At 71.5% G+C, this 12,238-nt stretch carries 11 protein-coding genes and 1 tRNA gene; 3 read left to right on the top strand and 9 right to left on the bottom strand.

Annotated elements, in window-relative coordinates:
- The first annotated feature begins 78 nt into the window (after window positions 1-78).
- Both ACIBNA_RS23785 and ACIBNA_RS23780 read left to right on the top strand, forming a co-directional pair.
- The gene (locus ACIBNA_RS23785) at window positions 79-2,685 is read left to right on the top strand and encodes a phosphoribosyltransferase (RefSeq protein WP_399167141.1); all 2,607 of its coding nucleotides are present in this window, start codon (window positions 79-81) and stop codon (window positions 2,683-2,685) included.
- Window positions 2,685-3,503, top strand: a complete 819-nt coding sequence (locus ACIBNA_RS23780) for an HAD family hydrolase (RefSeq protein WP_399167140.1) — start codon at window positions 2,685-2,687, stop codon at window positions 3,501-3,503. Before ACIBNA_RS23785 ends, ACIBNA_RS23780 begins: the two co-directional genes overlap by 1 nt.
- Here ACIBNA_RS23780 and ACIBNA_RS23775 read toward each other — a convergent pair.
- The 4 genes from ACIBNA_RS23775 to ACIBNA_RS23760 form a co-directional block, all read right to left on the bottom strand.
- Complete coding sequence (locus tag ACIBNA_RS23775; protein WP_399167139.1) at window positions 3,500-4,201, bottom strand: DedA family protein; 702 nt, start codon at window positions 4,199-4,201, stop codon at window positions 3,500-3,502. The two genes, ACIBNA_RS23780 and ACIBNA_RS23775, sit on opposite strands and share 4 nt — an antisense overlap.
- A 47-nt stretch (window positions 4,202-4,248) precedes the next feature.
- Window positions 4,249-4,470 carry a zinc ribbon domain-containing protein gene (locus tag ACIBNA_RS23770; protein WP_031112023.1) on the bottom strand — a complete coding sequence of 74 codons (222 nt, stop codon included), beginning with the start codon at window positions 4,468-4,470 and terminating at the stop codon, window positions 4,249-4,251.
- 22 nt (window positions 4,471-4,492) lie between these two features.
- Window positions 4,493-5,896 (bottom strand): hypothetical protein, encoded by a 1,404-nt coding sequence (locus tag ACIBNA_RS23765; RefSeq protein ID WP_399167138.1) that lies wholly within the window; start codon window positions 5,894-5,896, stop codon window positions 4,493-4,495.
- 74 nt (window positions 5,897-5,970) lie between these two features.
- Window positions 5,971-6,858 carry a DUF4097 family beta strand repeat-containing protein gene (locus ACIBNA_RS23760; RefSeq protein ID WP_399167137.1) on the bottom strand — a complete coding sequence of 296 codons (888 nt, stop codon included), beginning with the start codon at window positions 6,856-6,858 and terminating at the stop codon, window positions 5,971-5,973.
- Window positions 6,859-7,058: 200 nt separating this feature from the next.
- On the opposite strand from ACIBNA_RS23760, the gene ACIBNA_RS23755 reads away from it, so the two are divergent.
- Window positions 7,059-7,130 (top strand) — tRNA-Val (locus ACIBNA_RS23755).
- 123 nt (window positions 7,131-7,253) lie between these two features.
- Here the strand turns inward: ACIBNA_RS23755 and tgmC are convergent.
- From tgmC to ACIBNA_RS23730, 5 genes are all read right to left on the bottom strand, one after another.
- Entirely contained in the window at window positions 7,254-8,147 is an 894-nt protein-coding gene (gene tgmC, locus ACIBNA_RS23750; RefSeq protein WP_399167136.1) for an ATP-grasp peptide maturase system methyltransferase, read from the bottom strand.
- 222 nt (window positions 8,148-8,369) lie between these two features.
- Window positions 8,370-9,419, bottom strand: a complete 1,050-nt coding sequence (gene tgmB, locus ACIBNA_RS23745) for an ATP-grasp ribosomal peptide maturase (RefSeq protein WP_399167135.1) — start codon at window positions 9,417-9,419, stop codon at window positions 8,370-8,372.
- A 210-nt stretch (window positions 9,420-9,629) separates the two neighbouring features.
- Complete coding sequence (locus ACIBNA_RS23740; RefSeq protein WP_399167134.1) at window positions 9,630-9,830, bottom strand: hypothetical protein; 201 nt, start codon at window positions 9,828-9,830, stop codon at window positions 9,630-9,632.
- A 605-nt stretch (window positions 9,831-10,435) separates the two neighbouring features.
- Window positions 10,436-11,323, bottom strand: a complete 888-nt coding sequence (locus ACIBNA_RS23735; RefSeq protein WP_399167133.1) for a transcriptional regulator — start codon at window positions 11,321-11,323, stop codon at window positions 10,436-10,438.
- Window positions 11,324-11,410: 87 nt separating this feature from the next.
- Window positions 11,411-12,043, bottom strand: coding sequence for a hypothetical protein (locus ACIBNA_RS23730; RefSeq protein ID WP_399167132.1), 633 nt, complete (start codon window positions 12,041-12,043; stop codon window positions 11,411-11,413).
- Window positions 12,044-12,238 lie beyond the last annotated feature (195 nt).

Here is a 12,238-nt window from a genome sequence, read left to right as displayed (position 1 = left end):
ACACACGGCATCCGAACACACGGCATCCGAGGAACGCAGGCTCGCCGGAGTGACCGGCGACATCGACGCAGGGAATTCATGGAGAAGGCAGTGAACGAGGGGGTGCACCACCAGGTGCGCGACGGGGTGCGGGCCGCGACGGCCGGCGGTGCCGAGGGTGTCTGGCCGGGCAGCTGGGTCGCCGAGCGGCTCGGCGTCGAGCTCGTGGGCGACGACCGGCTGACCGACCTGCTGGGACTGGCCCTGCGCCGCAACCCCAAGCGTGCACATCTGCTGGTGTCGAACGTGCTCGGCAAGCACGTCCCGCAGTCGCCGTCCGTGGTCTACGGCTACGGCTTCGAGCTGGGCCGCCGGGTGCGTGACCTGCTGGGCGCCGACGAGGCGCGCCGCGCGGTCGTCCTCGGCTACGCGGAGACCGCGACCGGCCTCGGCCACTGTGTCGCCGACGGCCTGGGCCTGGCCCCCTACCTGCACTCCACCCGCCGCCCCGTCGCCGGCGTCGCCCGCGCGGGCGGCTTCGAGGAGTCCCACTCCCACGCCACGTCTCATCTGCTGCTGCCGGAGGACCCGGCCCTGCTCGTCGGCGACGGGCCGCTGGTCCTGGTCGACGACGAGTTCTCCACGGGGAACACGGTGCTGAACACCGTCCGGGATCTTCATGAGCGGTATCCGCGGCGGCGGTATGTCGTGGTGGCGCTGGTGGACATGCGGTCGGTTGCCGACGCCCGCCGGCTGGAGGAGTTCGCCCGCGCGATCGGCGCGCGGGTGGATCTCGTGGCAGCGGCTTCGGGGACCGTGCGGCTGCCCGAGGGGGTGCTGGCGAAGGGGCAGGAGCTGGTGGCGCGGCACGAGGCGGAGAGTGCCGCGGAAGGTGCTTTGTCGTCCGCGGGCGCGTCGTGGCCGGTCGCGCAGTTCCCCGCGCCCCTTGAGGGCGTCGGCCCGCACCCGGACGGAGTCGGCACCCACCCCCACCTCACCCGCGTAGACCTGCGCTGGCCCCACGACCTGCCGGACGGCGGACGCCACGGGTTCACCCCCGCGCATCGGGAGCGCCTGGAGGCCGTCCTGCCCGCGATGGCGGCCCGGATCGCCGACGCGCTGCCCCAGGGGGTCCGGCGCGTGCACGTACTGGGCTTCGAGGAGCTCATGTACGCCCCGCTGCGGCTCGCCGAGGCCTTGGAGCGGACCACGGACGCCGAGGTCCGCTACTCCACCACCACCCGCTCGCCCGTCCTCGCCGTCGACGACCCCGGCTACGCGATACGCACCCGACTGGTCTTCCCCGCCCACGACGACCCCGCCGACGGTCCCGGCGAGCGGTACGCCTACAACGTCGCGGGCGCCGGCTTCGACGCGGTGATACCCGTCGTCGACTCGGCCGCGGACACGCCCCCGCTGCACGCGCCCGACGGCCTGCTGGCCCAGCTCGCCGCGCACACGCCGCAGGTCCTCCTCGCCGTCGTGCCGTCGTACGTCCCCGAGACCTCGCCCGTCCGCGCGACCCCGCAGCCTTCCGAAAGGCCCTCCATGCTGCCCGAGCCCCTCCGCGGCCCCGCCTTCTCCTCGTACGCGCCCGAGGAGGTCGGCTGGCTGCTCCAGGACCTCTCGGACGTGACGCTGGAGGCGCCGACCGAGGAGCGCGAGGAGGCGATCCAGAGCGGCGGCGCCCACTACGCCGAGTCGCTGCCCGTGGAGTACCAGCCCAGCGAGCAGTACCAGGAGCTGTTCCACGCCGCGCTGGAGGACTCGGCGGCCCGCATCGCCCAGGCGGCCGGCGTGGTCACCGAGACGGTCCTCGCGGAGCGGTCGCCGCGCCCCGTCCTGGTCTCCCTGGCCCGTGCCGGGACACCCGTCGGCATCCTGATGCGCCGCTGGGCTCAGCACCGGCACGGTCTCGACCTGACGCACTACGCCGTGTCGATCGTCCGCGGCCGCGGCATCGACGCCAACGCCCTGCGCTGGCTCGCCGAGCACCACGACCCCCGGGACGTCGTCTTCGTCGACGGCTGGACCGGCAAGGGCGCCATCACCCGCGAACTCGCCCAGGCCCTGGAGGAGTTCGAGAAGTCCGACGGCATCACCGGCTTCAGTCCCGAGATCGCGGTGCTGGCCGACCCGGGCTCCTGCGTACGGACCTACGGCACCCGCGAGGACTTCCTCATTCCCTCCGCCTGCCTCAACTCGACCGTGTCCGGCCTGATCTCGCGGACCGTCCTGCGGGCGGACCTGGTCGGACCGCACGACTACCACGGTGCGAAGTTCTACCGCGAACTCGCCGGCGCGGACGTCTCGGTGACCTTCCTGGACGCCGTCTCCGCCCGCTTCCCCGAGGTCGCGGACGCGGCCTGCGCCCAGGCCAAGGAACTGCTCGCCGCCGACCGCTCGCCCACCTGGGAGGGCTGGGCCGCCGTCGAGCGCATCAGCGAGGAGTACGGCATCCACGACGTGAACCTCGTCAAGCCCGGCGTCGGCGAGACCACCCGGGTGATGCTGCGCCGCGTGCCCTGGAAGGTCCTGGCACGCGCCGGGGCGGGCAGCGACCTCGACCACGTACGCCTGCTGGCCGAGCAACGCGGCGTACCCGTCGAGGAGGTGGCCGAACTGCCCTACACCTGCGTCGGCCTGATCCACCCCAAGTACACCCGGGGCGCGACCGGCGCCGACGGCAAGGCGGTGACGGTCTGATGCCCGCCCTCGTCGCGAGCGACCTCGATCGCACCCTGATCTACTCCGCTGCGGCTCTGGCGCTGACCATGCCGGACGCACGGGCGCCCCGGCTGCTGTGTGTGGAGGTGCACGAGAGCAAGCCGCTGTCGTACATGACGGAGACCGCGGCCCAGCTCCTGACCGACCTCGGCGACGCCGCCGTGTTCGTGCCGACGACGACCCGTACGCGCAAGCAGTACCTGCGCATCAACCTGCCGGGCCCCGCGCCCACCTACGCGATCTGCGCGAACGGCGGCCACATCCTGGTGGACGGCGTGTCCGACCCCGACTGGCACGCACAGGTGACCGCGCGGCTGGCCGACCAGTGCGCGCCCCTGGCCGAGGTGCAGGAACACCTGCTGAGGGCCGCCGACCCGGTCTGGGTGCGCAAGCACCGCGTCGCCGACGACCTCTTCGCCTACCTCGTCGTCGAGCGTGAACTGCTGAGCGAGGACTGGGTGAAGGAACTGGCGGTGTGGGCGGAGAACCGCGGCTGGACCGTGTCCCTCCAGGGCCGCAAGATCTACGCCGTGCCCAAGCCGCTCACCAAGAGCGCGGCGATGCGCGAGATCGCCCGTCGCACCGGCGCCGATCTCACCCTCGCCGCCGGCGACTCCCTGCTCGACGCGGACCTGCTCCTCGCGGCCGACCAGGGCTGGCGGCCCGGCCACGGGGAGCTGGCCGACACCGGCTGGACGGCTCCCGGGATCAGGGCGCTTCCCGAACGGGGCGTCCTCGCGGGGGAGCGGATCCTGCGGGAGCTGGCCGCTGCCGCTGGGCTTGGCCGGTTCGCCTAGGAGCTCGGGGAGTGCGGTGGTTTTGCGGGTGCGGGTGCGGGTGCGGGTGTGTTGTGGCTTGTCGCGCGGTTCCCCGCGCCCCCTGGGGGCGTTAGCAGCCGTGCCCCGGCAAAGACCGCTACTGCCAGCGCGGCCAGGGCCAGGACCACCTTCGAGTAGGTGGAGACGACGGCCGTGACCTCGTGCCAGTTCGCGCCGAGCGCGTAACCCGCGAGCACGAACACCGTGTTCCAGATCGCGCTGCCCAGGGTCGTCAGCCCGAGGAACACCGGCAGGCGCATGCGCTCCACACCCGCCGGCACGGAGATCAGGCTGCGGAAGATCGGGACCATCCGGCCGAAGAACACCGCCTTGGTGCCGTGCCGCAGGAACCACGCCTCCGTCTTCTCGATGTCCGCGACCTTCACCAGCGGCAGCCGGGCCGCGATCGCCACCGTCCGGTCACGACCGAGCAGCGCACCGATCCCGTACAGCGCGAGCGCGCCGATCACCGAGCCGGCCGTCGTCCACAGCAGGACGGCGAGCAGGCTCATCCGGCCGCTGCTCGCGGCGAATCCGGCCAGGGGCAGGATCACCTCGCTGGGCAGCGGCGGGAACAGGTTCTCCAGGGCGATGGCGAGACCGGCGCCAGGCGCGCCCAGCGCGTCCATCAGGTCGTTGACCCACTGCGGTCCCGTGTCCGCTGCGATGGCTGTCATGCCGCCACGCTAGGAAACCCAAGCTGAAGGATTCCTGAGGAAAAGCGTCAGCCGCAGCAGCCGCCTCCGCAGCAGCCGCCGCCTCCGCCGCCCGCGCGGGGGGCCGGTGCCGGGGCGGAGGCCGAGCCGCCCACCGCGACCGTGGAAAGGAGCTTCACCGTGTCGTCGTGACCCGAGGGGCAGGCCGCGGGAGCGGAGGACTCCGCCATGGGACGGCTGAGTTCGAAGGTGTCGCCGCAGGTCCGGCAGCGGTACTCGTAGCGAGGCATGCGCACAGGTTAACCGGCACGGTCAATGGCCGGCGGCGCCCCGTTCCTCGCGGATCCGGGAGACCACGTGGGAGACGGCCCGGCGTACGGCTTCGGTCTCCGTGAGGAAGTGCCAGTAGTCGGGGTGGCGGCCCTCCAGGGTGGCGATGGCGCGGTCCAGGCGGGACACCGCGTCGTCCAGGGGACGGGCGTGGCGCGGGTCGGGGGTGTTGCGGCCGGCCATGGCGAGGCGCTGGGCGTCGCGGATGGCGAAACGGGTGCGGTCGATCTCCTGCTGGGGGTCCTTCTGCACGGCGTTCAGGCGGCGCAGGCGGTCGCCGGCGGCCGAGACGGCCTCGTCGGTGGTGTTCAGCAGGGCTCGTACGGTCGACAGCAGGGCCGTGGCGTCGGCCCAGCGCTGTTCGTCGCGGGCGGTGTGGGCCTCGGCCAGTTTCGTCTCGGCCTGGCGTACGTTCTCGGCGGCGATATCGGGGACGCGTTGCAGGTCCTGCCAGCAGGCCACGGTGAAACGGCGGCGCAGTTCGCTCAGGATCGGTTCGACCTGCTCGGAGCGGGTGGTGAGGGCCTGGGCGCGGGTGCGCAGGGAGACGAGCCGGTGATCGATCTCGGCGGCGCGCTCCGGCAGCCGCTCGGCCTCCACGCGGACCGCTTCGGCCCCGCGCGTGACCCGCTCGGCCCGCTCCAGGGTCTGCGGTACGCCGTGCTGCCCGGCGCCCTGGTTCAGCTTGGTGAGCTCGGGGGACAGGGCGGCGAGACGGGCGGCGAGGTCGTCCGCCTTCAGCCCTGTCGCCCGGACGGAGTCGAGGGCGTTGGAGGCGGCGAGCAGGGCCTGCCGGGCGCGCTCGACCGCGGGGGCGAGGCGGGCCAGCTGGGTCTCGGCCTTGCCGAGCAGCGGGCCGAGGCCGTCGGTGAACCGGTCCAGCTCCTGCTTGACCCGGCCGAGCTCCTCCTTGGCGGCGGTCAGCTCGCTGCGGGCGCGGGAGGCGACCGAGGCCTCCAGGTCGTCGCGGTCGAGGTCATGGGCGTCGACGGCGCTGATGTACTGGTGGCTGGCCTCGTCGATGCGCCGGCCGAGCGCGTCGAAGTCGGCGACGGCGCGCCGGGCGGCGGGGGAGTCGTCGACGGCGGTGATCGTCTCGATCGAGATGCGCAGGTCGCGCTGCGCGGTGTCGAGCTCGTAGAAGGCGGCCGCGGCGGCGTCCTTCGCGGCCTGCGCCTCGGCCCGCTGGCCCTCGGCACGACCGCCGAACCAGCGCCGGGTGCCCCCGCCCGCGAAGGCGGCGGGCAGCGCCAGCGCGGCCAGCAGCGGCAGCCCCATCAGGGTGAGCGCGTCACGGAACGGGCCGGGAGTACGGGGGAGGCGGCGGCGCGGGCGGCGAGCGCGCGACACCGACGGCGAGTACGGCTGCGCTGGAGTCGCCGTCACATCCCTCTCCCGTGCTGTGGTCCACCCTGCCCGGTGTCATTCTCCCACCGGTTAAGGACGAACACACGGGCCGGTTAGTTCGCCGTTCGGACCGTCACTTTGCCGTCGCCGGTGCGGGCGGACACCACATGGGAGCTGCTCTCGTCACGGGGGACGGACACATCCACGCCGCCGTCACCGGTCTCGGTGGTCACCCGGTAGGTGGCCTTGGGCAGCGCGATGGTCACGGAACCGTCGCCGCTGCGGGACTCCACGCGGTCCGGTACGGCGCCGAGTTCCAGGCGGACGGAGCCGTCGCCGGTGTGGGTGCGGACGTCACGGGAGGAGACGTTGGCCCGGATGGATCCGTCGCCGGTGCGCAGCTCCAGAGGGCCGGTGGTGTCGGTGACGCGGACGGAGCCGTCGCCGGTGCGGATGTTCAGGGGGCCGGTGGAGCCGGTGACGCGGACCGAGCCGTCGCCCGTGCGGATGCTCAGCGGGTCCCGGAAGCCGCGGGCGTGCACGCTGCCGTCGCCGTCCTTGACCTTCACGGTGACGCCGCGCGGTACCTCGATGCGGTGCTTGGCCGAGCAGTCGACGACGACGCCGGAGCACTTCAGCCGCAGCACCAGCCGGTCGTCCCGCATGGACCAGGTGGCCTTGGGTTCCTTGCCGACGACGACCGAGCCCTGGAACCACCGGGTGACCTCGATCCGGCCCGCCGGGTTCGAGTCGGCGGCGACGATCTCGAGGGCCGAGTCGTCGGAGTCGACGGTGAGCGTGCGGCTCTCCAGACCGAAGGACCGGTGGTCGGGATCGGTGTCGTCCCCGGCGGACGCGCCGCAGGCGCTGAGACCGGCGACGAGCACGACCAAGGCACCGGCGACGGCGACCGCGCGGGCAGAGACTGGGCGGGTGGTGCCAGTGGTGCCAGTGGTGCCAGTGGTGCCTGTAGTGCCGGTGGTGCGAGTGGTGCGGGCCATGACGGTCTCCCCCCGGGCGGACGACGAGCGCTCTCGAGCGCTCTACGACCGTATGGACCCAGGGCCCGCTCGGGGATCCGGGCCGCTCCCGGATCCAAGGTGGGGTTATCCCCCGGGCCGGCCCACGGCTACGGGTTTGCGGGACCGTGCCCCGGGCAATGTAGGCTGTCGACTCGTCCTGGGCGTATGGCTCGGGAGCCGGGTGCGTAGCTCAGGGGTAGAGCGCCTGCCTTACAAGCAGGATGTCGGCGGTTCGAAACCGTCCGCGCCCACGGGATTAGTCAGCAGGTCAGAGGCTCTCCAGGGACTTCCCTTGAGAGCCTCACCTGTGATCGAAGTCCACAAAGAGTCCAGACAAGACGAGGACGGCGCGGGACAAGCGGCACCGCCTCGGATCACCAGCCGATGGTCTGACCCTCCGGGGTGACGGTGACGGTGAAGTCCTCCAGCATCGGTGCGCCGGCCGCACACCAGCGGCCGAACTGCTCCTCCACGGCGTCCCACAAGGGCTCCGGTCCGCCCTGCCGGACGCGCCACCGGCCGCCGTCCTCGAATACCGCGGCCCATGAGCCGGTGCCGACGTCGACCAGAACGTCCTCGGTGCGCCCGTCCCGCTGCATCGTCAGCCGTTGGGCGCCCGGCACGGCGAGCTGCACGACGAACCGGGAAGACCAGTTGTCCAGCACCTCGGCGCCGGTGACGGTCTCCCGTTCCTTGCCGTCGTCGAGGTCTGGGAGCAGGCCGAGCGGTGGCGGCATGTGCGGGCGCGCGAGCATGAAGTTCACCCCGCCGCCCAGCAGCGGGCCGGCCGCCGTGCCGTCCTCATGGACGGTCAGGCGCGCGAGTTCCGAGGAGCCGAGCCATCCGCAGATGGTCGCCAGGATCAGGCCGCCGGGCCGGGTCTGCTCGATCCACCGCTGAGGCACCGTACGTACGCCGCACGTGGCGATGACCCTGTCGTAGGGCGCTCCCGCGCGGTGGCCGAGGAGCCCGTCGCCGGTGACGAGGGTGGGGTACGTCTCGAGGTGGCCGAGTGCGGCCCGAGCCCGCGACGCTACGCGCGGGTCGTACTCGATCGAGGTGACGTTTCCTGCGCCGAGCCGCGCGCAGAGGACGGCGGTCGAGTAGCCGGTGCCGGTCCCGATCTCCAGCACCTTGTGCCCGTCCTCGACCTCGAGGTCCTCCAGCATGCGCAGCACGAGGGAGGGCAGCGTGCTGGAGCTGGTCGGCTCGCGCATGATCCGGCCGTGGATGTCTTCCGGCACGATCGTGCCGGCGATCTGGGTCACCCAGCGACTCGTCCGCGTAGCAGCCTTCCAGCCAGCCCGCGTCACCTTCCCGTACGGGCTCCCACGCGGTGAACTCCGTGCCGACCGCCCGCCGGAAGTACCCGTGGCGCAGGAAGTCGTGCCGCGGGACGGCCTCAGCGGCCTGCTTCCACGACTCGGTGCGGAGACTGCCGGACGCCGTCAGCCTGTCGAGCAGCTGCCGGTGAAGCTGTGCTTGATCGGTCACGTCTTCCTCTCAAGAAGGGTCGTCAGGGCCGCGCACATCGGCAGGCCGGTTTCGGTCTCCAGCCAGTGCCACTGGCCGCTTGGGTTGCACTCCAGGAACCACCATCGGCCGTCCTCGCCCACAGCGAAGTCGAAAGCCCCGAAGGCCAGTCGGAAGTGGTTCATGTAGCGGTGGAGCGCCGGCCGGATGCCGGGCGGTGCTTCGACCGGGGTGTAGGCCAGCCGGCTGTAGTCGGTGCGCCAGTCGAGGAGGTCGGAGTCGATACGGACGCAGAAGACGTACCCGCCGATGACGGTCACCCGGACGTCGGCGGTCTTGACGACGCGCTGCTGGAAAAGGTGCGCCGTGCCCGCGACGTCGTCGTCGATGTCCGCTGCGGACACCTCGGCGACCTTGACGACGGACGAGACGCCGTCGACGCGGTACACCGGGTTGTACAGCGGCTTGTAGATCACCGAGCCGTGCGCCTTGATGAAGGCCCGGGCCGCGTCGGGGCTGGAGGTGATGAGCGTGGGTGGCACCAGGAACCCGGCGGCTGCTGCTGCGGCCAACCCGGATGGTTTGAACTCGGCGTCCCCGATGCGGTGCGGGTGGTTGACGTAGAGGCAGCCGGGCAGTGAGGCCAGGACTCCGCCGAGTCCATACCGGGCCTGGGTGATGGCGAACCGTGCGTCCTGCTCGTCGAGGTGCGGGAACGCGAAGCCGCTCGGCCGGCGGTAGTAAAGGGCCCGGACATGCGCCAAGTCCGCGGTGCGCGACGGCGTGCGGAGACTGCCCTGCAGGCCGTGCTCGGTGATCTCTGCCTCCACCGACAGTGATGCGGGGAAGTCCCCCGAGTCGAGCCGCACGACCGGGACACCCCGGTCGTGCAACTCTCCGATCACCACGTCGGCGGTGGGGTCGTGCAGGCTGGTGACGACCAACACCGGACGCGGATCACTTATCTCCAGCACCTGGCCGGCGCCGTCGTAGAACCGGGCGGTCTGCGTGGCCGGGTCCAGCTCGGCGTGGGCGTAAGCGGGGGCCATGGTGGGGTAGGGCGCCATGCGACCGAGCCCTCATGGGCGGGCGGTGACGAGGCCCTGCGAGATCGCGGGGCTGGTGGGCAGACGGTCGGTGTGAACGAACATGCCTCTCCCAGTGTCGTAGGTGTGGAGCGTGCAACCTGCCCCGGGCTTGACGGTCCAAGGTGGGGGCCCAGGGCGGGAGTCTCAGGCGGTGACGGCGCGGTGGACGCGGCTCACCGGTTCTTCCTCTCAGGCTTCGACCCCGGGCGCTTCGGGGCACTTGGGGCCGCAGGCGTACACCTCGACGTCGAGGTCGTAAGCGGCCACGCCGCCACGGGAGAAGCCCACGCTGACTCCGCCGTTACGGAGGGAGGCGTTGCACCAGACGCAGTTCCAACCCGCGTACTGCAGATGCGTCAGATCGGTGGGATGCGGGAGAACGGGGCTCATGACGCGCCCTCCGATGCGAGACGGCGCAGGCCCGTGCGTTCAGGGCGGGGCCTGTTACGGAGGCACGAGCCGCACGCCGAGACATGGATCTTGTACACGTCAGCCGCTTTGGCTCGGACGCAGGTACCGCAGCCGCGGGGGAAGATGGTCACCCCGTTCGGGCCGGGCCGGATGCCGAGGTCCCGCGCCGTGTACGGGACCAGGCTGGCGCCGCACCACACGCAGATCGTGCCCTCGGAACCCCGACAGCGTGGAGACGTTCGGCAGCGGCAGCAGGGCGAGGGCCGCAGCGCCGGCACCTTCCACGGTCGTCATCAGCTTGCCTGCCCAGCAGTCGGCGTGGGCACCCTGTGGCATCCGCAGGACACGATGTTCCACGTACGGCCAGCCCTTCGCTGTGCGCGGCCTGCCGGGGAAAGAGCTCGGCTGACGGCCCCGCAGTACCAGCAAGCCCGCCCATGTAGACGGGCGATACTTACCGGACCGTGAACCCTGACCAGCGGCTCGGTGCGGCTGCTCATCACCGGCTCCCATCTGCCTGTTCGCTGACTACGGACAGATGATGGGCCGCTACGAGAGGCACAAGGGATACAGCGTGTATCCCCTCAGATGGCGCCGATCCATTCCGCGAAGCTGGTCAGCGACTCGGCGTCTGACCGCTTCAAGCGGCGCACCGTCGCAGCGGCTTCGCGCGCCCATGGGTGCTCGCGGGTGTGCTGGGGTGCGATGGACCTGGCCACCTTCAGCGACTCGAAGGCATCGTCGGGGCGACCGGCCCAGACCTGGGCGCGAGCGAGTTCGATCCAGAATCCCGACTGTCTCTCGGCCGGCATGTCCTTTGGAGGAGTCCACTCGTCCGCGATGTCCAGCGCTCGCTGGAGATGCTCTTGGCCCAGGCTGACCGCTACGGACACTTCGTGCGCGCGCACCGTGTCCGGTCCGAACTGCGTGCCGCCGTAGGCGTCTTCCGGCAGCGAGTCGCCGAGGCGGTGGGCTTCGCGGAGGTGAAGCGCCGCGGCGTCGGCGTCACTCGCCCGGGCTGCGATCACGGCAGCCCGCATGTGCAGTGCGCCGCGGGCCGCCGCCGCGGCCCGGCTCAACGGGCTGGGGCTGGTGTCGATGGCCTGCTCCAGGGCCGTGAGGCCCTGTGCGTGGGTGCGAGCAGCGAAGAACGTCTCGGTGCGCACGTATGCGGCGGTGGCCTGGGCGATGCGGTCCTCGGTCTGTTGGGCGGCCCATCGCATCAGCTCGATCAAGCGGGCAGACAGGTCGTGGTACCCGAACTTGTAAGAGACCGCATCGGTCGACCGTGCGGTTACGGCGAGGAGCTGGGCGACGCGGAGCCGGTCGGCGCCCGAGTCGTGATGCAGCGCGGCGAGAGAATCGCAGAGGAGGTGCGGGGCCCGCTCGGCGATCCGCGCGTACTGGGCACCCAGCCGCCACTGCACCAGCACGCCGACGGCGGAGTCGAGCTCGGGCAGTGGACGGGGCATGGTGTCCGTTGGGATGTCGCCGGGCTCAAAGGCGCCGTCCTGCCAGGCCTTCGCGCACAACACCGGGCCGGTCAGCGGGGGATCAGGTCAGCAGGACTCCTCGAACTTCACCGCGGTGAGCGTCACAGGCTGGCCGTCCAGCTTGGCGCCGGCGGCGGGCTCCTGGCTGCACACCTTCCAGTTCGACTCCATGAGGACCATGCGGTCCTGGCCGGAGGCATCGTTGACGGTGATGCTCGTCGAAGCGTCGAGGCCCTGGCGGGCGACCTTGATGGCCTTGCCCTTGAAGTCGGGCATCGTGCCGCCGGCCTCCTCAGGGGCGGCGCCCTCGTCCTTGGCCGGGCAGTCCTCTTCGAGCTTGACCGTGGCGAAGTCGACCTTGGTGTCGGTGGAGTGCTCGCCGGCCTGCGGGGCCTGGGAGCACACCTTCCAGTTCCGGTCGAACGCCTGCATGCGTCCGCGGCCGAGGGCGTCGTGCGAGGTGAGGCTGTAGAACCCTGCCTCTTGGGCCTGGTCCTGCGCGGACTGAAGGCCCTTGCCGGTCATGTCGGGCAGCGAGACGGTCTCGGCCTTCGTGGTGTCGTTGCTGGTGTCGGCCTTGTCGTTGCTGCCCTGGCTGGGCTTGGAGCTGTTGCCGCTGCTCGTGTCGGTGCCTTCGCAGGCGGTGAGTGTGAGCAGGGCGGCCGCGATGAGTGCGGCTGTGGTGGTGCGCTTGATCATGGTGTCCCCCTTGTGTGGTGCAGGTGCTGAGGGAGCATCATGCGCCGTGTGGAGGAGGCGTGGATGTGGAGTGACGTTTCCGTGACACGAATGGGTGTCAGTTGCGTCCGTTTCCAGGCATGCCGAAGGGAGTGGAGGCCTTGCAAGCAGGATGTCGGCGGTTCGAAACCGTCCGCGCCCCGCATCCTGCAGGGC

The organism is Streptomyces sp. NPDC050164 (assembly GCF_044459945.1).
In the GTDB taxonomy this organism is placed as follows: domain Bacteria; phylum Actinomycetota; class Actinomycetes; order Streptomycetales; family Streptomycetaceae; genus Streptomyces; species Streptomyces coeruleorubidus_A.
This window is presented reverse-complemented; position numbering and strand designations above follow the sequence as displayed.